General features: G+C 37.4%; 17 protein-coding genes and 2 pseudogenes. 17 read left to right on the forward strand and 2 right to left on the reverse strand.

Annotated features, from left to right (window positions below):
- The first annotated feature begins 417 nt into the window (after positions 1–417).
- Genes J2S19_RS01780 through J2S19_RS01795 form a run of 4 tightly spaced genes read left to right on the forward strand, consistent with a single transcriptional unit; the run spans position 418 to position 8,162 of the window.
- Positions 418–1,476: a Wadjet anti-phage system protein JetD domain-containing protein gene (locus J2S19_RS01780; RefSeq protein ID WP_307336286.1), complete on the forward strand. Its 1,059-nt coding sequence runs from the start codon at positions 418–420 to the stop codon at positions 1,474–1,476.
- On the forward strand, positions 1,467–2,981 hold the full coding sequence (locus J2S19_RS01785; protein WP_307336288.1) for a hypothetical protein: 1,515 nt from the start codon (positions 1,467–1,469) through the stop codon (positions 2,979–2,981). Before J2S19_RS01780 ends, J2S19_RS01785 begins: the two co-directional genes overlap by 10 nt.
- Positions 2,978–3,724, forward strand: coding sequence for a DUF6063 family protein (locus J2S19_RS01790; RefSeq protein ID WP_307336290.1), 747 nt, complete (start codon positions 2,978–2,980; stop codon positions 3,722–3,724). The genes J2S19_RS01785 and J2S19_RS01790 overlap by 4 nt, the downstream gene beginning before the upstream one ends.
- Entirely contained in the window at positions 3,702–8,162 is a 4,461-nt protein-coding gene (locus J2S19_RS01795; protein WP_307336292.1) for a coiled-coil domain-containing protein, read from the forward strand. Before J2S19_RS01790 ends, J2S19_RS01795 begins: the two co-directional genes overlap by 23 nt.
- Before the next feature lie 1,414 nt (positions 8,163–9,576).
- Here the strand turns inward: J2S19_RS01795 and J2S19_RS01800 are convergent.
- Positions 9,577–9,900, reverse strand: coding sequence for a winged helix-turn-helix transcriptional regulator (locus J2S19_RS01800; protein WP_307336294.1), 324 nt, complete (start codon positions 9,898–9,900; stop codon positions 9,577–9,579).
- Between the two features lie 230 nt (positions 9,901–10,130).
- Between J2S19_RS01800 and J2S19_RS01805 the strand changes: the two genes are divergently transcribed.
- The 11 genes and pseudogenes from J2S19_RS01805 (at position 10,131) to J2S19_RS01855 (ending at position 18,085) form a co-directional block, all read left to right on the forward strand.
- Complete coding sequence (locus J2S19_RS01805) at positions 10,131–10,982, forward strand: VOC family protein (RefSeq protein ID WP_307336296.1); 852 nt, start codon at positions 10,131–10,133, stop codon at positions 10,980–10,982.
- Between the two features lie 15 nt (positions 10,983–10,997).
- The gene (locus J2S19_RS01810; RefSeq protein ID WP_307336298.1) at positions 10,998–12,059 is read left to right on the forward strand and encodes an LLM class flavin-dependent oxidoreductase; all 1,062 of its coding nucleotides are present in this window, start codon (positions 10,998–11,000) and stop codon (positions 12,057–12,059) included.
- A 42-nt stretch (positions 12,060–12,101) separates the two neighbouring features.
- Positions 12,102–12,235 (forward strand): annotated as a pseudogene (locus tag J2S19_RS01815) (NADPH-dependent oxidoreductase); the annotation flags it as partial.
- Between the two features lie 49 nt (positions 12,236–12,284).
- Positions 12,285–12,923 (forward strand): nitroreductase family protein, encoded by a 639-nt coding sequence (locus tag J2S19_RS01820; protein WP_307336301.1) that lies wholly within the window; start codon positions 12,285–12,287, stop codon positions 12,921–12,923.
- A 372-nt stretch (positions 12,924–13,295) separates the two neighbouring features.
- On the forward strand, positions 13,296–13,445 hold the full coding sequence (locus J2S19_RS01825) for a hypothetical protein (protein WP_307336303.1): 150 nt from the start codon (positions 13,296–13,298) through the stop codon (positions 13,443–13,445).
- Positions 13,446–13,741: 296 nt separating this feature from the next.
- The gene (locus J2S19_RS01830) at positions 13,742–14,764 is read left to right on the forward strand and encodes a serine hydrolase domain-containing protein (protein WP_307336305.1); all 1,023 of its coding nucleotides are present in this window, start codon (positions 13,742–13,744) and stop codon (positions 14,762–14,764) included.
- Between the two features lie 40 nt (positions 14,765–14,804).
- Positions 14,805–15,632 carry a GNAT family N-acetyltransferase gene (locus tag J2S19_RS01835; RefSeq protein ID WP_307336308.1) on the forward strand — a complete coding sequence of 276 codons (828 nt, stop codon included), beginning with the start codon at positions 14,805–14,807 and terminating at the stop codon, positions 15,630–15,632.
- A 399-nt stretch (positions 15,633–16,031) separates the two neighbouring features.
- Positions 16,032–16,554 (forward strand): annotated as a pseudogene (locus J2S19_RS01840) (DinB family protein).
- 53 nt (positions 16,555–16,607) lie between these two features.
- Positions 16,608–16,814, forward strand: coding sequence for a hypothetical protein (locus tag J2S19_RS01845; protein ID WP_307336310.1), 207 nt, complete (start codon positions 16,608–16,610; stop codon positions 16,812–16,814).
- Between the two features lie 427 nt (positions 16,815–17,241).
- Positions 17,242–17,541: a PadR family transcriptional regulator gene (locus J2S19_RS01850; RefSeq protein WP_307336589.1), complete on the forward strand. Its 300-nt coding sequence runs from the start codon at positions 17,242–17,244 to the stop codon at positions 17,539–17,541.
- Entirely contained in the window at positions 17,528–18,085 is a 558-nt protein-coding gene (locus J2S19_RS01855) for a DUF2812 domain-containing protein (RefSeq protein WP_307336312.1), read from the forward strand. The genes J2S19_RS01850 and J2S19_RS01855 overlap by 14 nt, the downstream gene beginning before the upstream one ends.
- A 107-nt stretch (positions 18,086–18,192) precedes the next feature.
- Here J2S19_RS01855 and J2S19_RS01860 read toward each other — a convergent pair whose 3' ends face one another.
- Positions 18,193–18,669: a pyridoxamine 5'-phosphate oxidase family protein gene (locus tag J2S19_RS01860; RefSeq protein ID WP_370875020.1), complete on the reverse strand. Its 477-nt coding sequence runs from the start codon at positions 18,667–18,669 to the stop codon at positions 18,193–18,195.
- A 261-nt stretch (positions 18,670–18,930) separates the two neighbouring features.
- Here J2S19_RS01860 and J2S19_RS01865 point away from each other — a divergent pair, with 261 nt between their 5' ends.
- Both J2S19_RS01865 and csaA read left to right on the forward strand, forming a co-directional pair.
- Complete coding sequence (locus tag J2S19_RS01865; RefSeq protein ID WP_307336318.1) at positions 18,931–19,251, forward strand: putative quinol monooxygenase; 321 nt, start codon at positions 18,931–18,933, stop codon at positions 19,249–19,251.
- A 60-nt stretch (positions 19,252–19,311) separates the two neighbouring features.
- Positions 19,312–19,644 (forward strand): chaperone CsaA, encoded by a 333-nt coding sequence (gene csaA, locus J2S19_RS01870; protein WP_307336322.1) that lies wholly within the window; start codon positions 19,312–19,314, stop codon positions 19,642–19,644.
- Positions 19,645–20,086: the final 442 nt, after the last annotated feature.

The raw sequence follows: 20,086 nt of genomic DNA on the forward strand, positions 1-20,086 counted from the left end.
TGTTTTCAAAAAAAACCGATACTTCTTTTATTCTATGTTGTTCGCTTCAACATTATGTCTTTATACTAGAGCAACTTCATTCGTCCAATTTTACTCACCCCGCGGAAAGTGAGTAACCGTTATTGAATTCAGTTCATAAAAAATCTATCGTTCTTTATATAGAACATTTATAGCTATAAATTACCTGACAAGTGAAATGTTTTCAACACCTTTTTACAAAGTTCGTGCAATTTGGGTCGAGAGCCCTATTTTTGGATGCGCAATTCGACAGAGGGGTGTTCATAAATAAACATTGTTTCATGAATAGATTTGTAGAAAATCCATTTACCAAGAATGACCGAACTAGTTTATAATAATAGGAGAGCTAGTAGGATGGTCTCCTACATAATTGATGATAAGTAGGTGAGGACAATCGATATGATTGAAACGAGGGTACGCGGCTTTATAGCCGATATTCAACACCCGAAGCAAAAGAAAAAAATTAATGTAAATGATCTCGAGCTGCAATTACGGAAGCTTACGGAAGATTACTTCGAAATGGACGGATATACGTTGTTTTACAATGCAATGGAAGCATTGCAAGCAGAAGGTATGGTCATTCCGATATTAAATAATCAATATAACGGAAGAACGCCAACATTACCGCTTTATTTCTGGGTTGATCGTAAGATAGAGCAATCAACGTGGGATCGGCTTGAAATGATGAAGCTAGCAGACCAATTCGATTTCTCCTATTATGAGCGACATCCAGAATGGCAAACGGAGCAAGAATGGTTGCGGATTAAAAATGTTTATACATTTCTTCAAACTAGTGATGAACGAGAAATGGTCTCTGTCGAAGAACGCTGTTTAGAATTGTTCGGACATGAGAAATTTTTACTAGATAGCAAGATGTTTCCTGAGGGACTAGCGTTTTTATCGAGAATTGGTGTAACAGAGGAACAACTGAAAATGGAGCACTATGGTGAGCCGTTTGTGTTTTGGTTGAAGCAAGGGAAAGAAATCGCCGATATTCAGCGTGTATTGATTGTTGAAAATCTATCATTTTTTCATACAGCAATAAAGTTAGTAGAATTAGATATGCTAGATTATGAGCCTGAACTAATTATTTATGGTGAAGGAGCAAAAATTGAACGAAGCTTTTCGTTTTTCTTCAACATGTTTCCGCCTAAATCCTACCTAATTTATTATTGTGGTGATCTTGATGCCTCAGGTTATGGAATCCTCATTCGACTAATCGAAAAATACCCAGATTGCTGTATTCAGCCAGCATTAAAAATTTATCGGAAAATGCTAGATTGTCTTGATAGGCAAAATGATCAGAAAGCAGGACAGACTGAAAACCCAAGCTATCGTGATCATTTTTTTAGGTGGTTTACGGAAGAGGAACAGGAATTACTAAATCAATTATGGCAAAATAACAAACGGATTCCCCAAGAAGTGCTGACAATTGAAACATGGAGGAGATGGATGTGAACGAATCATGGGAAGGGTTTGCCGAGCGGATGCAGCGGTTGAATCCTCTATTTGCACTTGGACGTGGGATGGAGGTTGGTGAAATCAAGCCGCATCTCCAAACGATTCTCATGCAGGTGCTTCTTGCGATTTTTTACCGCGAATTAAATGATGATGCCAACAGGAGGAAATCAGATATAAAGTATATTGTCGATGATTGCATAAAGCAAATGAAGCTGCTAGCAGATGAACGGCAAATTGACCGGATTACGAGCGGGCTTTTATATCAAGGAAAGGAAGAGCTGAGCCAGCCGTTTGAAGCATTGTATTATGATGAACTTAGACAAGCATGGGATACGCAAGTGTTTCGCTACGTGACGATGGATGAATTGTATACGAACTTAGAAATGGGCGGTGCAATTATTTATAAATTGACTGATGTCGCCCAGGAAATGATTTTCATGAGTCGGGAAATGGCCGAGGAATTTTCGATTACGATTGAGCAGCTTTACAGCATGCAGTTGATTAAAAATGGTAACTTCCGTAAGGCGACGAGAAATCTTGACCATCTCATTTCCCGAGTGAACCGGCTGATGGCAAATGAATTTTCATTTCAAAAGGAAATGATGAACAACCCGAAAATTTTGTTAGCTGAAGAGGAAATGCAAAGAGCGGATAATCGTGTTGAAATTGAAAACCAGTTTGAGGAAGAAAAAAATCATTTTCGAACGATTACAAGCATGATTGAAAAAACGAAACGTCGAAATGAAGCAGATGATTTTATTCAAAAGGAACTCATAATCCTCCAAGAAAAAATTAGCCATACACGGCAGCTCCATGATCGCTTCGCAAAGCTAGTCATTCAAAATATTTCCTACGAGATGAAATTAAAAGCAGAAAACCCATCCTTATTTTGGGAAAATAGTCTCGTTTCTTTTCGCGAGCATTTTTATGAAAATTGGCTCCTTAAAGAAGGGGTGAAACAATTTACTCAGCTTGAAACAGTGTTAAGTCCATTGTTTTCACCGAAAAACGAATTTATCTTGCCGCTTGACTGGATTTGGGGTGAGCAGGAATTCGATGAGGACATGCAGCAGACTCCGGTTATTGAAGAGGAAGCCGAGGCTGAGGTGCCAACACCGCGTGTTACAAATTGGGAATCAGTCGTGAAAGCTTGGAGCTATGTGTTTCAATATTTACAAACGTATAAACAATTTTCATTAGCCGACTTAGCTGATCTACCAGTTGAAATCCAAGATTTGTGGTTTGAAGAATCAGAAACAATTGACCTATGGATGATGTTTGATAAAAAACCGTTAAAAATCCAGGTTCTTCATCGGAAGGAAGAAACGTTAAGTGATGAACGGGAAATTTTGCTTTATAAGCTAATGAAGGAATATCCGCAATTTCAAATATTTGAAGGCTCAAACATTTTTACGGAGTTTGACCATCGTGCCAAGCCACTTAGATGGCAGCGGATGAAAATGACCCCATTTAAAATTTGTATAAAGGAAGAGATACGATGAATCCAGAAACGATTAAAAAGGCTTCAGCAGTCTACTTCTCATTATTGAAGGAAAAAGTGATCGATGAAAATAGTGAACATTTTAAAAACTACTTTGAGCCTGAAGTCAGACAAACGGTTCTGTTAATGGCTGATGAGTCAGGTACATACATTATCGAAGCACCGAAACGGATTCACTTAGTTGTCCAGCCAACAGGCTCTGTGTTTGCGACGAATTTTACGCATATGAAGGATAAACACAAGCAGATTGAAACGAAGAAGCATTTTCATTTAATGAGTATCATCATAATGGCGTTCTTAGCAGCAATCGACCAAAACCAAGCAGCTAAAATCAGGACGAAGCGTGAAGGGATTAGCTTCTACGCATTAGAGCGTCAAGTGAACGACCTAATTATGAATTGGGATAGCCTGTTAAAAGCAAAGCCAGACTTCGGTGCAGAAGAGCGGATTGATATGAAGGATGTCGTGACAACGTGGAAGTTTATGGAGGTTGACACAGAAGACTATGGTTTGAAAAAGGCAACGCGCAGAACACGAATTGGCTTAATTGCAAGCTCGATGCGTCTTTTAGAAACAGAAGGACTTATTGTCATATTAGACCGTGATGACCTGCCAAAGGTAATTCCGAAGCAGGAATTATTTGAGCGGATTGACTATTTATATCATGACTATGACCGTTATGAAATGTTTAAGAAATTGATGACGAAAGAGGAGGATGAGCATGCCGAAAATCCATCGCATTAGAATTGTCGGCCTCAAGTATGATGGCATGCAGAAGCAATATAAGGATACGACGTTTCATTTCCATAATGAAGAAACGTCAACAAACGGCCTCATCGCGATGATGAATGGCGGTGGGAAAGGTGTCTTCCTGCAGACGATTTTCCAAATTTTAAAGCCAGGTACGGCTTGGGGAAAACAAAACAACCGTTATTATCAGCAATTCTTTTTTAACAACAAAGAGCAATTTATCCCGTATACATTCCATGTCGTTATCCAATGGGAATTAGATGGAGCGGATAAACGCCACCTTATTACAGGGGGTATGTTTTCTGCCGAACAGCGAATTTCGATGAGTGAAGAAGGGCTAGACCGGAAAACGCTTGAGCAAGAAGCGAAAATCCTTCCGAATATTACGTTTTACACCCGCGAATATGAACAAAATGAAGAAGCTGCACTTGAGCATATTCCACTTTATGAAAATGAAGAAGTTGCAGACACTGAAGGCTTGAAGGATTACTTAAAATGGAACGGCTATGACGTATATCGAGATACGAAGAAGCATTACCGCATTCTTGATACTTATGGGATTAATCGCAAAGACTGGGACATTATGAAGGAAATCAACAAAGATGAAGGTGGTGTCGGCAAATATTTTGAAGGTGCTGAAGATGACCATTCTCTTTTCCAAAAACGAATTATTCCAACGATAAGTACGGTTTTACACCGGACTGAGCATCAAAAAAATGATTTGATTGAAATTTTTAAAAGCCAGGCGAGCATCGCAAAAGACTTACCAGTGCTTTTAAAGCGTGAACAAGCCCATAAAGAATTTTTAGAAGATATCGTTCCTTTTGAAGAATACGTCGCAAAAGGTCTTGAGCATAAGGCAATTGTTGACGAAAGCATCAAAGAAGGGCGGCAGCTGCTCGGAGCGTTGCAGCATTTGAAGCAGGCAGAAGGGGAACGGTTGCTTACTTTAACGAAAGAAATTGAAGATTTAACGGAAAAACAGACAGATTTACGTTATCAAAAGGATAATTTAGAATATGCAAAGGCACATCGGGAGCTTCTTGATTGGGAAAAGAAATTAGGCGAGGAAAAAGAAAAGCATAAAGCACAAGAAGCATTCGTTGCAGAAAAACAACAGCATAAAGACGAGCTTGCGTTTCAAGCATTACTGAAGGAATGGCATGAAAACGAACAAACCATTCGTACCTATGCGCAGCAAATCGCCAAGCTTGAGCAAAATAGCGGCCTCGAGCAAGTGAATCAACGGATGGACGAGGTAAAGCTAGAAGCACAATCCCAATGGGAGCAATCACAGCTTGCGATGAAAGATGCGGTGAAATCTTATTTTGGCTATCAAGCTCACTTAAAGAAACAAGAAACTGAGCTCTTGCGTCAGGATAAACAGAAAACGAAGGCTATTGCCCAGCTCGATACTGAAATTGATTTTCTCTATACGCAAATGAATGACTATGAACAGCGTGAAGCGGCATTAATTAAAGACTATGGTGACAGGCTAACGTATGATCTGTCAGGCTTTATTGAAAGCTTGCATAAACAAATTGTTGAGAAAAAGGTACATGTGGAAGAGATTCACTCAAAAGAAAAAGCGGCAAATGAGCAGCTAAACAAAATTGCAAGCTCACACGGTACTGTTGTACAAGCAATCGAATATGCCACCGAAAAATGTGAACAGCTTACGGCAAAGCATGCTGAGCAACAGAAAAAGGAAGCAAAGCTCGCTGACAAGCTTCACGGCTTATTGGACGATGTGACAGGACCATTTACTCAATCGCAGCTATCAAAATATGTCATTCAAGTTGAAGAAAAACTTAAGCAAAACCTTGAGCAGAGTGAACAAATCAAGAAGGAGCTCTGGGAAACACAGCTCGACCATTCGTTAAACGATGAACATTTCTGGATTCCGAATAAAGATGTCAAGGAACTGAAAGAATGGATAGATGACAAAACAGGCATTGATGTCTTTTACGGGACACAATATTTGCAATCATTATCTGCTGATGAAATGGCAAAGCTTTTAGCCAAGTATCCACTTCTCTCATACGGTCTCGTCGTCAGTCAGCACCAATGGGAAAAGGTGAACAAGCATGTGTTAACAGGCAGAATGTACAAAAGTCCGGTGCCTATTTTTATGCGTGAAGAAATGAAGCAAGACAATGAACACCATTTATTTGAGCTCATTCACGGAACAGAGAAAGACCTGTTAACTGATAAACACCAATTTACAAATTGGAAAATTAATATCGCTAAGCAAATTGAAGAGAAGAAAGATACATTACTGGAATTAGAGAAAACTGAACAAGCATTGCGTAAGCTTTTAAAAGAAATTGACCGCCTGCTTTCTGGAGAACTTGCGAGTGAGCTGGAAAAGGCGATTGCGAGTGAAGAAAACTCACTTGCAGCGAAGAAAATACAGTTACAGGAGCTTACGACTGAAAAGGAAAAACAACAGGAAGTATTACTTGAGTTAAAACAGCAGCTTGATAAAACGAACCGTAAGCTTGAGCAGCTGGCCAAAGATGTCGAGACACTTGAGCAATTTACGAAGGATAAAGCTGACTATGAAGAAAACAAGCGCGTCAAGCAAGAAAAAGAAAACAAAAAAGACCAGTTAACAAAGGAACAGCATGAAATTAGCAGAGAGCATCAAAAAGTTGTCGATTTAAAAAATGAATGGAATGAAACATATGTTGCCTGGAAGCTTACTATTGAGCAGCAACTTAAGGGAATTGCAGTGTTTATTGAAGCTGCGAGCTTTCCGGCTGAAGAAAAAGGTGAGCTCTCAGAAGAGGTGCCACGCTTCAACACTCACCTATTAGAAACGATAAACGGCAGCATTGATGAACTCAACCAGCTGCAAAAATCGAAGGAAGAGCAAGCGAAAGAATTACTCGTTATCCAGGCGAAAAAGGAATCAGAGCAAAAACAGCAAAAAAAGCTTGTGAAAAAATTATCTTCATTGAACTCGGACTGGAACGAGGCGCCTGAACCAGATGAACCAATTGCGATCCTTGAAACTATGCTGCAAACCGCACAAAAAGAAATGAAAGCAGCAGAAAAAGCGGAGCGTGAACAAGCAACAGCAGTAACCGTTGCTGACACCTCTGTTAAGCATGCGACAGAACAGCGTGAAAAGCTTGCGAAAAAAGTCGCAAAGCATGAGAAACAGCCTGAACCGTGGGAGGACCTTGATTTAGATGTCAAGGAAATCGAAATTAAGGATGTTACAAAACGAACGAAGTCAGAATTGAAGAAGGCAGAAAAGCATCTTAAAGACACCGAAGCGAATATTACTAGCTATGAAGGTGATTTGTTAACTCTTTCTGTTATTTTAAAAGAAGATGCAGCAGCGTTTACAGAAGAAGACATCGAGAAGCTTAAAACTCAAGGTAAACAATGCATTCTTTCGTGGTGTGATGACCACCAAGCAATCCAGGAAGACGGTCAAGAGAAGCACGCGAAAATTGAGCAATCATTAAGGAATGTGAAGCTAACGATTGAAGGCAAGGATTGGGAAACTCGTTTCAAAAATGAAGTGTTAACAACACTCGACCATATGGATACACGTCATTACGCCCATATTCAAAGTGTTGTGAAAAATATGAAGCGTTTTTCACAAAGCGGTCTTGAGCAGCTTGAACGTGATAAGGAGCGTGCTGAAAATGCACAAAACTTCTGGGCAAGCCGTGCGAGCATGAAAGTGATGGGCATTGCCGAAGCGATCCGCTCGATGCTTGCAAAAATGAAACTCAAAAACGAACGCGGTTCATTCCCACTCGTCCAGCTCAAAGAGGATATTTTACCGAAAAAGGCTGAAGAAATCGAACCATTGCTAAAACAGCATTTCGTTACTGCGATAACGAAAATTACGAAGCAATTTGACGTGATTGATGATCAAAACAGGGCACTTGACCAAGAAATTAACGAGCTGATTGGTGATGAGCAAATTTTATTTGTCGCCTTAAGAAATCGTTATCCAGAGCTGCTCGTTTACAATATGCGCACAGACAATGCATTCATGTACGGCAAGCCGCAGCGGGAGCATTATTCAACATGGCAAACGATTAACCAAGGTTCGAAAACGAAATCAGACGGAAGCGGTGGACAAAAGCTCTCCGCCCGAATGGTGATGATGATGATGCTTTTATCCGTAAAAAGTGAAACAGATCAAAGCTGGGTCCCATTAGTATGTGACAATCCATTCGGACAAGCAGCATCAGCACACGTTTTAGACCCAATCTTTGCGGTGGCTGAGAAGCTGAAATTCCAATTCATCGTCGTGACACCGCCTGAGCTCGTCAAAACAGAAATAAGCCAACGCTTTGAAGCGTATTACAAGCTCGATTTTATCCGTGAAAAGGGCAGGGAAATTGTTTCAGATACAATTGTTCCGGCGTTTCGGATATATCAGGAAGAGGAAGTTTTGCAGTAGGGTTAGATTTTTTGATTCATTTGTTTACATTAAGAGCCAAACCGATGTGATTTAGTGTTTGGCTCTTTTTTATGGATTTGATTTTATCAATTTAGAATCGAAGGTAGCTTGAATGAATAATGTTGTATTCTATATAACCCGTAGAAGCTGGTAAAATAAAAGAATTAAAGGTAAAAAAGCACTGGTTTAATAATCCGTAGAAGCAGGAAATGGAGACAGCGGTAAAATAGGATTGTCTAATAGCCCGTAGAAGCAGGAAAAAAGAAATAACGGTAAAATAGGAATGTTTTAATAGCCTGTAAAAGCAAGAAAAAGGAAACAACGGTAAAATAGAATTGTTTTAATTGCCCGGGAAGCAAGAAAAAAGAAACAACGGTAAAATAGGATTGATTTAATAGCCTGTGGAAGCAGCAAAAAAGAAACAACGGTAAAATAGAATTGTTTTAATAGCCCGTAGAAACAGCAAAAAAGAAACAACGGTAAAATAGAATTGTTTTAATAGCCCGTAGAAGCAAGAAAAAAGAAACAACGGTAAAATAGGATTGATTTAATAGCCCGTGGAAGCAGGAAAAAAGAAACAACGGTAAAATAGGATTGATTTAATAGCCCGTAGAAGCAGGAAAAAAGAAACAACGGTAAAATAGGATTGATTTAATAGCCCGTAGAAGCAGCAAAAAAGAAACAACGGTAAAATAGAATTGATTTAATAGCCCGTGGAAGCAAGAAAAAGGAACCAGCGGTAAAATAGGATTGTTTTAATAGCCCGTAGAAGCAAGAAAACGAATCAACGTATAAAAGATTATTGCTTTTTAAAGCTAATTCGAAAATGACAAGGAAGAATATGTTAATATGGAAGTAATATTAGTAATTGACTTGTCATGTACAGTGTATAGTCGCTAGTGAATTAGTTAGATTCCAATTGAGTCTAATAGGAATTCGTTTACGAGTCGGATTGTATACCTTAATCCTTGGAAAGTATGATGAGCTTAAGCCAGGCTCTGTGCATATATCAGCTTTCTAAGTAACGTGTTGTACTTCATTCCATAATTAGCAGTCATACAATAATGAATCTAGAGGAGATGAGCCTTTTGGTTATGGTTTTAAATCAAATATTTCAAATCTCAGCAGTTATCTTACTTCTCTGTTCATTCTATTATTTTCGTCATTTTAAAAAGGTGAAGAAAGAAAGAGACCTTACTTTTACTGAGTTTTCGATTTATGTGATTACACAAATTGCTATTTACCTTTGTGCCGGTAGTTATATCCTTTTGTTTTTGGATAGAAATTTTGGCTAGAATGCCCTTACATGTCCAAAGTGACAAATATAAATGAGACATGAACATAGTGACTCCATTAGGAATCCTATGTTCATGTCTCTTTTTGGTTTTTCACGATTTGCATATGAATGATTCCTTTACTGGTAATCAGATAAATCAACCCAAGTCTGAGACCAATCTTCTATTGTTTTTAAAATAGGTTGCATCGATTGTCCCTTTTCTGTTAGTGAATACTCGATGATGACTGGAGTTGCTGGTATTACCTCACGTTTTACTAACCCTTGTGTTTCCAAGTCTTTTAAACGCTCGGATAATACTTTTCCACTTATCCCAATGGCTGATTGAATCTCGTTAAACCTTTGTGTCCCTAATAATAATTGATAAATGACTAATGCTGTCCAGCGTTGACTTAATAGTGATATGGCTTTTTCAAATTTTGGGCAGATTGCAGGCTGCTTCATATCTTACACCTCTCTTTAGATTTCTATTGTATCACAAACTGCTATCTAATTATAAATTTATATTTAGTTACTTGACATAATTTTGTTTATTAAATATACTTAGTTACATAAAGTAACTTAATGAGAAAAGGAATAGTAATGACCTTACATTTTTTACAATCTAATCTTTCGAATTTTTGTTAAATACTAAAGAAAAACAGAAAATATCTGTGTACTTGAGGAGGAACAAAATGAATTTTCATACAAAACCAACGACATTTGTGGGACATGTAAACATTAATGTCGAAAAGCTAGCACGTTCTATACAATTTTATCAGGATATACTAGGATTTGATATTTTGGAACAGACAGCTTCAACAACGAAGCTTACAACCGATGGAAAGATGAGTATTTTATCGCTTGAGCAACCGGAAAATGTAATCCCGAAACAAGAAAGAACAACAGGCTTGTATCATTTTGCATTACTTTTACCTACTCAGAAAGATTTAGCCAATATCGTTGTCCATTTAATGAACAATGGTGTTCGATTTGGTTCTTCAGATCATCTTGTGAGTGAAGCATTGTATTTAAACGACCCGGATGGAAATCAAATTGAAATTTATATTGACCGAGCACCATCTGAGTGGCATTGGAATGCTGATGAGGTGGACATGGCGGTTGATCCTTTAGATTTTCAGCAGTTATTAACGCATGCAACACCTAATTCACCATGGCAAAAGATGCCTGTTGGTACAGTGATGGGGCATATCCACTTACATGTTTCAGAGCTAGTGAAAACAGAGGAATTTTATGTAAAAGGATTGGGAATGGACGTTGTGAATCGGTTTGGATCACAAGCTTTATTTCTATCCTATGGAAAATACCATCATCATGTCGGAGTCAACACATGGAACGGTGTAGGGGCTCAAGCTCCTGCGCAAAATAGTGTCGGCCTTAAATCATTTACACTAATTTTTGATAACGATGGGGTTCGCAAACAAGTGATAACAAATTTAAAGCAAGTTGGTGCAGAGGTAGTAGAAAAGGATTCAACATTTATAACTTCCGATCCTTCTGGGAACACCATCGAGTTAGCGATATAAATAGGGGGAATCCAATTGACAACAACAGGGAAAACTAGCATCGAGATAGGTGTATATACACTTGCAGACATTGGCCCTAACCCGTTAACAGGTAAGACGATAACACCTAAAGAAAGAGTAACTGAAATCATCCAAGCTGCAAAACTTGCTGATGAGGCTGGACTAGACATATTTGGTATAGGCGAACATCATCGCCTTGATTATGCGTCCTCTTCTCCTGCAGTCATCCTGGCTGCAATCGCACAAGCAACTAACAACATTCGCTTAACGAGTACAACAAGTGTATTAAGTACGCTTGATCCGGTTCGACTATTTGAGGATTTTGCTACATTAGATTTACTATCCGATGGTCGCGCTGAAATACTTGCTGGAAGAGGGGCGTTTATTGAATCGTTTCCGCTATTTGGGTTTCGGACAGACGATTATGATGAATTGTTTGAAGAACATATGAACCTCCTTTTACAACTGAATCAAAACGAGACGGTCACTTGGTCAGGAAAATTCCGTTCATCAATACAGGATGCTGAAATCGCGCCAAGACCAGTGCAAGATGAATTACCAATTTGGATTGGAGTCGGTGGATCACCTGAGAGTGCCGTCCGAGCTGGGAAATTTGGCGTCGGGATGGCGATGGCGATTTTAGGTGGGAATCCAAATCGGTTTAAGCCACTTGTCGATCTGTTTCGCCAGACAGGTAAGGAAGCTGGCCATGCACCTGATATGTTAAAGGTTGGTGTAACGGGTCACGCATATTTTGCCAAAACGTCCGAGCAAGCACGAGATGAGTTTTATCCTTATTATGCAAATTATTGGGAATATGTAAACCGTCAACGTGGAATGGGAACAAGATTATCCAGAGATGATTTCGAACAAATGGTTGGGCCTGAGTCAGCACTATTAGTAGGGAGCCCAGACCAAATCGTCGAGAAAATACTTAAGCAGCATGAACTATTTGGTCACCAACGCTTTCTAGCTCAAGTAGATATCGGTGGACAACCTTTTGAATATGTCATGAACAGCATTGAATTATTAGCAACAGAAATTGCTCCACGTGTACGTAAAGAGTTACAAAAATAGCTTTTATTAGGCGGTGTATGAAAATGGGCTTTATAGATAAAACATCCAACATTAAGTTTATTGACAGACTTTGTTAACGGCTACAGTTTAAACCACAAGAATTACATCTAGATAATGTAAATACGATGCTTGAAGAGGTCGTCGCTTGGAGTAGAGCATTAAAATCTTTACGTTAATTGTACGTGTATTTTAGGTAGATAATCTTTTTTTTAATGGGGGAGCATAGTGAATTTTAAAGAGTTGGTACAAGCACGTCATTCAGCTGTAAATTTTGTTAAGAAAGAGAAATTAACTGCTGAAGAGATAAACAATATTTTTGAGTTAACAAAGTTAGCGCCAAGTGCTTACAATTTGCAGTTTACAGATTACTTGGTCATAACAGATGAAGAAAAAAAGGAACGTATTAGAGAACTAAGCTATAACCAATATAAAATCCATACAGCAAGTGCTGTCATCATTGTCATGGGGAATAAGAACAGTATTGAAATGTCCGAAGTAGAAAAAATCTATCAACCTATGAAAATGCTAAAAATGATGGATGATATTGAATACGACATGACAATCAATCAAATTAAAGACTTTAGTGAGAACTTAAAGGCAGATCCACATAAATTAGAAACGGAATTAGTTAGAAATACAGGTCTTCAAGCCATGCTCCTTATGCTAAGCGCTAAGGAAAATGGATTTGATACGTGCCCAATGCATATTCATAATGTGGAGCAGTTACGAGAAGAGTTCCACATTCCGAATCACTTATTGCCTATCATGATGATAACGATTGGCAAAAGCGTCGATAAAACCCGTCCACGCGGGTACCGGAAACCTGTGGGTGAATTTGTTCATGTGAATGGGTTTGGTGAATAGTAGTAATGGTTTAACGATTTTGTTTGTGTTTGTTAAATTAGATTGAGTGTTGAAAAAAGCAATATATTATAAAGCGGTTTTTTACAAGGAAAGAACGATACTTTATTATGGGTATCGTTTTTTTGTGTGTTGAAATTTTCATCATCGTGATTGTGTAGAATTTTTCATTCAGCTACAATTCACAAAAACGTCTTCATCACATATTCTAGGAAGATTTCTCCAAATTTATCTTGTAATTATGTTTTCATCATGCCTATTTTATGATGAGGAAAGTAATAAAGATAAATGGTATAATAAGGTAAAAGAGGGTACTTGTGGATGTTCTGAAAGCTGAATACATTATTTAGTCTGCTAATAGGAGGAGTGAGCAATATGCAAAAAATCATTGACAACGGAAGAGAAGGTCATGAATGGCTACTGATTATTATCGTTCTTTGTTCTTTGCTAACCTTTAAAAAGATAAAAAAGTTAGAGGATTTTAAAGCTAGATTAAAAGATAACTTCAAGTATTTTGATTTTTAAAATGAGCTATAAAGTCATGTAGTAAAACAAAAGGAGATAAAGGAAGGGAGTCGAATATTGAAAACATTGCATCAGTTATTGTTTCAATTCTTTGTGTGTCCGTCGCCGGTTTTCAAATGCTACTTCGGTGATCCAATGAAAAGTACTACTTTTCCTATTAACAAGTAGTTGAACAAGTAGGGCACTGATTATGCGGTACCTACTTTTATTGGATTCAAACGAGTATACCTCTATGTGGATAAATATGGTGAAATAAATATGATAGATTATAAAATAAATATTGTTGGAGTGTAATGATGGAAGCAAATATTCTAAGTCAAATCACCGAACTTCAGGGGCGTAATCATTTCTCAGGAACAGTTCTTGTAAAAAAGAAAAGTGCAGTATTAACAGAGGGTAGCTACGGGTATGCAAATCGATCTGAACAAATTGAAAATCACTCAAGGACACGCTATGGTATTGCATCGGGCTGTAAGTTGTTTACAGCGATTGCCGTTTGCCAGCTTGTAGAGAATGGAAGGTTATCTTTTGATACGAAATTGGAAGATTGTCTGAATGTTTCTTTTCCGCATTTTGATAAGGATATTACGATTCATCATCTTTTAACACATACATCTGGAATACCCGATTATTTTGATGAAGAAGTAATGGAAGATTTTGAGGAGTTGTGGGTTCAGCAGCCGATGTATCATATGAGAAACTTAGAAAACTTTTTACCGCTATTTCATAAGCAACCAATGAAATTAAAGGTTGGCGAAAGGTTTCATTATAATAATGCTGGCTATATTTTACTAGGGTTGATTGTCGAACAAGCAAGTCAGATGAGATTTACCGAATATGTTGAGAGGTTTATTTTAAAAAAGGCAAATATGGTGGACGCTGGGTATTTTGAATTAGATGCTCTTCCTAAACATACTGCACTAGGTTATATTGACTTTCCGAATGGTACTTGGAAGACGAATTTATATTCAATTCCTGTTAAAGGTGGTTCAGATGGAGGTGCATTCGTTACTGTCAGCGATATGGAAAGTTTATGGGAGTCGCTCATAAATTTTCACTTGCTTAGTGAAAAATATACAAAATTGTTGCTTACTCCACATGTACGAACAGGTGACGAGAATGAATACTACGGTTATGGGGTATGGATTGAGAAAGATGACAAGGACGTTTTGAAATATCATATTATGGGTTACGACCCTGGGGTTTGCTTTCATTCTGCATACTATCCAAAGACCTCAATTAAAACTGTCATTTGCTCCAACAAATCCGACGGTGCATATGAGATGATGAAAACAATTGAGGATGTAATCTATAGGTAGATTAATAGAAATGTAGTGAGAATGAACAAGGAGGGAGCTTATGATTATAGAATTAGAAAGGTCGGAATTTTATAAATGTAAACCGTTGTTGTTTGAGCAAGGTTCTCTTGAGCCGAAAGCAGTTGTTGAAGGCGTAAATCCTGGTCGGATATTTGTTGATGACCTTGTTACACCCACTACAGGACTTATATGGTTAGGTAATAACGATGGATTTTATTTTATAGGTAATGAACATAACGAGGCGTTTAATAACGAATTAAATCAATTTGTCGATACAGTCATTATACCAGAAGCAAGAAAAGTAGGATTAGCCTGGTTTGAGGGAATTGGTCATCACCCGAAGTGGGATGATGTGATACAAAAGGTGTTTGGCAATCGTCTATTAGGTAGTTGGAATCAAAAAGTGTACATGCTGGAAACGACCGATTGGAAAGTGGATATTGATCCGGATATTGAAGCAGGGTATCAGATTGTTAGAATCGATGAAAGCCTGTTAAAAAATAATGATACGTTTAAAAATATTGAGTTTTTGGATTTCAAAATAAGAGAGTGCTGGGAAACAGTCGAGGAGTTCTTTTTAAATGGAGGGATTGGGTATTGTGCCGTTTATAAGAACGAAATTGTCAGTGTATGTCTATCGAGCTTTATCGTTGATGATGTTCACTGTATCGATATCGAAACGCTAAATGAACACCAAGGTAAAAAGTTAGCGCAAACATTAGCCAAATCCTTTGTAAAAGAATGTCTCGCTAATAACAAAATTCCATACTGGGATTGTATGGAGTTAAACAAGCCTTCGATTGCGGTTGCAGAAAAGGTAGGCTTTAAAAATGTCTTAAACTATAAAGGGTACGATTTTATGTTATAAATAAGAACTTGAATAATGAGTAGTGCTACATAGTTTCTTTAACTAGTGTTGGGTACTGTGGCAACTATGCAACTTACTTGAGGGAGGTATCCTGTTGCCTATTTATAAAATGTCGTATCGTTGTGTAGCCCTCAATATTGTGCTAAGTTTCATCATTATTACTGCTATCCAAATTTTCAATGGGTTTTCGGGGATTTTTATGATTAGTATCTTGCTATTGCCTATGGTGTCGTTCTCTGGAATATGCCTAGGAATAGGAGCACTTTTCATAAAAGAACCTGTAATAAAAGCGGTGCTTGCGATTATACTGAACGTTGCATATCTGTATCTGTATTTCTATTTTTTTAGAAACCTTTAATTTTATCAGTTGATTTACTTTAGCGTTAAGGAGGGATTGTGATGGTTTACGATTTAAAAGGGGAAACAAACATGTCACCGATTGTTGGAATGCTATATTCAGCGGTGAAGGAAAATGCCGAGCGGTTACAAAGTATTACTGTGGGTGTGTCACAAGAGGAAATTGATTACAAGGGGCCAGGACATGACTTTAATAGTACGGCACAGTTAGTAAGGCATATCATGTATGTCGACCTTAATTGGGTATACAGAATTAAAGGTCAACACCTTCCTGCTTCCTTAATAGAACAATATGGACCAATGATTGATGCGAACAATAAGCTTCCAATGAATAGGGAAGTTGATAAATACTCTGATGTCTGAATATGATGTCGTGTTAACGATGCTGACGGATATATGTGAACAACTAACAGATGCTGATTTAGATAAAATCGTTCACTTTGGACATGAACATGAAAAGCAAGCAACAATTCACTGGGGACTATGGCATATGGCGGATCATAATCGCTATCATCAGGCACATATTAATCAGCTTAGGAAGTGGTTTCAGGAGGAGTTTTGTTGAACTTATATGATTTAGTATAGATGTTAACCATATTACTAATAGGAGTGATTCAAATGGATTTCTTAAATTGGTATGACTGGATTCAACCGACGAACCCTTATGCATCGCTATTGTTTGGGGTTATTTTCACGATTATTATTGGTTTCGTTATATGGTTAGATAAAAAGCATGTTAAAACGGTTAGTGTGGCGGTTGCTGCTGGATTAAGCGTAACGTTTATTGGGGTTGCAGTTTTAAATTGGGTTGGATTCTATGGTTGAATTTATTAGATATGAACAAGTAATGGTGGCGTCTGTTTATCCCTCCTGGTATATGGGGAACTTTTAGTCTCACATTTTGCCACTTCAGATTCAATCATTTTTTATAGACCCGACACTGGAGATATACTCTCTCTAAACTAATTTCCCTAGATATCAACCTCCATCAGAGGTAGCCTAAAGTTTAGTTGGTGAAGCCGGACCTCGTGTGCAAATACGTACATAGTTATAAAATAGTAACTTTCCATCAACAATAGTATCGTATGAACGGGTGCATTTCTTGATTAGAAATGTATTTTTTTTTGCATTTTTTTGAAGGATATATTGACAGTCGATATATAATCGTCTATATTATGAGTATCGATATATCGTCACTCAGGCTATATATGGGGGGATTCCTATTAATCCATTATCAGAATCTACATATTTAATTTTATTAGCCCTTTATCAAGGCTCACTGCATGGTTATGGCATTATAAAAGAAATTGAAAATACGAGTGGCGGAGACTATGTCATTGCACCTGGAACCCTTTATGGAGTATTAAAAAACTTACAGAAGCAAGGGTTGATCGAAACAGTAGCAATTGAAAAGGAAAACCGTATGAAAAAAACATATTGCATTACGAAGCTAGGGAAAGAAGTTTTGCAAGCAGAATATGAGAGGTATATTCGAATGATACATCTATCAAGAAAAATAATTGAAAGGGGGAGAGAAAATGATGAAAAATAAGTCGATTAAAAAGGTGACAAAACATTTTTCTGATTTTTCTAAAGAAGAAGAGTGGTTGCAAAGTATGTTACATAAAGGGTGGATTCTAAAAAGTTATGATTCTGAGGATGTTGATGATTGTCAATATGTTTTTGAACCGCTAAATAATGAAGAATTACAACATGTCATTTATAAAATTGACTTTCGTGAGTTTAATAAAAAGGAAGAGTTTGAAGAGTATAAAGAGATTTTTCAAGAATCTGGCTGGACCTTACTTTCAAAAAACAAGTGGTACTCCAAGCATATTTTTTATACAACCTCAGCTAATGCACAAAGAGATATTTTCTCGGACCAATCGTCATATCGAGATAGGGAGAAAAGGAAAATGTCTTCTTCACTTATGCAAGCAGCTATATACTTAATCGGTTTTATCATTTTTCTTGTACTTTATCGTATTTTTGAAAGGTCTGCTTTTGGTGGAGTGGGAATCTTTTCTTTATTTTTCAGTTTTAAGTATCTGGTAGATTACTATAAGCATAGAAAGACTTTAAAATCATTGCTTTGAATATTGGATATCCGATTGAATTTTTCCTATCAATTTCTAACCAGCCACTTTACATAATTCACAGTAGTAAAAAGAGTTGTCTTTAAACGAGACAACCCTTTTTATTACTAATTAAATTCAACCGTTTCATTAATATCTATACCTCTAGAACTTTGCCCAGTCATCCGTTTATAGTAAAACACCATATTCTTAATGAGGTTTCCTTGTTCCCAATATTCGGCTGCTTCGACGTTTACCTTTATTAAGATTACGTTAGGGTCATCGTAGGAAGTTTGCATGATTTTTTCATATACTTTGCTCCATAATTGCTTTTTCTTGCCTAAGTCTTCAACGATTTCTGCTACTCCGCGGATGGAAACATATGAATTTCCTACATATGCGACATTGACATCTTGGTTATGTAAGATTTCTTCATATTTGTTCGTTTCTTTTTTTGTGAAAAACCATAGGTCACCGTCAAACTCGACTTCTTGTGTCTTCATCGGACGGGACACAAGTCCTTCTTCAGTAGCGGTCGTTAACATCGCTGTGTCGATATCTTTAATTAATTCTCTTATCGTTTTGATTTCATCGCGATTCATCATGTTGGACAATTCTAACACCTCTTTCGAAAGTTTATATTTCCCTTAATAGAAACATTTATTCATAAATGAATGCGGAGATATATAACTTAGCGTTGCCTCATCCTATGTTTCCCTTTACCTCTAGTCATACAGACAAACGGTATTATCGTGTTATTTTTTTATAAACTTTATATCATAGCTTGAATTATTTTTTAAGAAATAATAGGAGAAACGTCTGTAAAAGTAGAAATATAAACAATTGAGAGAATGAAGGAGGACAATATGAGCAAATTTAGCTTGTTTGGCAAGTTTATCGTACAAGAGGGCGAACGAGACACAATGGTACATATTTTGTTGGAAGCAGCAGAATCAATGAAGAATCTGGATGAATGCGAAATCTATCTCGTAAGTACTTCAGAGAGCGAACCACATGCAGTATATGTTTATGAAGTGTGGAGGAATGAAGCTGCTCACCAAGCCTCACTAACTCTTGAATCAACACAAACATTAATAAAACGTGCAAAACCTATCATTACGGGTATGGTGAGAATTAGTACCCTAGAGACTAGGGGTGGGAAAGGCATCTTTAACGAAGCTAACTAGTCTAATGGGTTCTTTAACTTATTTTAAATTCAAAATCAAATGGGATAGGAGGGGTAAATTGTGGTAACAATAGAGGATTTTTCGAAATTGGATATACGAATTGGCACGGTCATTAGCGCAGAACTTTTTCCTGAAGCACGAAAACCTGCAATTAAATTAGAAATTGATTTTGGTGAGGAAGTTGGCATTAAAAAATCTTCAGCCCAAATTACACGGAGATATACACCTGAACAACTTATTGGAAGTCAAGTTGTTGCAGTAGTAAACTTCCCGCCGAGACGTATCGCAGGTTTTAAATCAGAGGTATTGGTAATTGGTGGTGTTCCAGAAGAAGGTGACGTGGTCCTATTAAGACCCGACGAAGCTGTTGAAAATGGTACGCCAATTGCATAGTAGAACGACAGCGAGAGAGTACTAGAAAAGCGATGAGAAAATCACCATACGGATAACCATCTTCTTCAAAAAAAGCAAAAAGGATCTAGTCATGATTTCAATGACTTTAAAATCTGTATGAAATGTAATGATACAGACTTACAAAAATGTGCAAACTGACTGGTTGCAATTGTTGATTTTTGTTAGTAATGTACAGAGGAAAATCATCTACCAATCGTAGAAGATTTACTGCACTTGCTCTCATGGTGTTTTAAGATGTGGGATTGAGGTAAAGTGTACTTACATAAACAGGAAGCTTGATGGAAAATATAATACAAAAAACGCTTGGGTGTTTAGTTAACCAAGCGTTTTTTGTATTATATTTTATTGTATAATTTGCTCTTTTGATTGCCAAGTTTTTAATACACAGTTATTTTAACAAATTTTTGATATTTCATGTTGC

The organism is Metabacillus malikii (assembly GCF_030813355.1).
Classification (GTDB): Bacteria; Bacillota; Bacilli; order Bacillales; family Bacillaceae; genus Metabacillus; species Metabacillus malikii.

What these genes read in the sequence shown, in the direction of transcription:
- J2S19_RS01780 (WP_307336286.1), top strand. Translation starts at nt 418, where the DNA reads ATGATTGAAACGAGGGTACGCGGCTTTATAGCCGATATTCAACACCCG.
- J2S19_RS01785 (WP_307336288.1), top strand. Translation starts at nt 1,467, where the DNA reads ATGGATGTGAACGAATCATGGGAAGGGTTTGCCGAGCGGATGCAGCGG.
- J2S19_RS01790 (WP_307336290.1), top strand. Translation starts at nt 2,978, where the DNA reads ATGAATCCAGAAACGATTAAAAAGGCTTCAGCAGTCTACTTCTCATTA.
- J2S19_RS01795 (WP_307336292.1), top strand. Translation starts at nt 3,702, where the DNA reads ATGCCGAAAATCCATCGCATTAGAATTGTCGGCCTCAAGTATGATGGC.
- J2S19_RS01800 (WP_307336294.1), bottom strand. Translation starts at nt 9,900, where the DNA reads ATGAAGCAGCCTGCAATCTGCCCAAAATTTGAAAAAGCCATATCACTA.
- J2S19_RS01805 (WP_307336296.1), top strand. Translation starts at nt 10,131, where the DNA reads ATGAATTTTCATACAAAACCAACGACATTTGTGGGACATGTAAACATT.
- J2S19_RS01825 (WP_307336303.1), top strand. Translation starts at nt 13,296, where the DNA reads ATGCAAAAAATCATTGACAACGGAAGAGAAGGTCATGAATGGCTACTG.
- J2S19_RS01830 (WP_307336305.1), top strand. Translation starts at nt 13,742, where the DNA reads ATGGAAGCAAATATTCTAAGTCAAATCACCGAACTTCAGGGGCGTAAT.
- J2S19_RS01835 (WP_307336308.1), top strand. Translation starts at nt 14,805, where the DNA reads ATGATTATAGAATTAGAAAGGTCGGAATTTTATAAATGTAAACCGTTG.
- J2S19_RS01845 (WP_307336310.1), top strand. Translation starts at nt 16,608, where the DNA reads ATGGATTTCTTAAATTGGTATGACTGGATTCAACCGACGAACCCTTAT.
- J2S19_RS01855 (WP_307336312.1), top strand. Translation starts at nt 17,528, where the DNA reads ATGATGAAAAATAAGTCGATTAAAAAGGTGACAAAACATTTTTCTGAT.
- J2S19_RS01860 (WP_370875020.1), bottom strand. Translation starts at nt 18,669, where the DNA reads ATGATGAATCGCGATGAAATCAAAACGATAAGAGAATTAATTAAAGAT.
- J2S19_RS01865 (WP_307336318.1), top strand. Translation starts at nt 18,931, where the DNA reads ATGAGCAAATTTAGCTTGTTTGGCAAGTTTATCGTACAAGAGGGCGAA.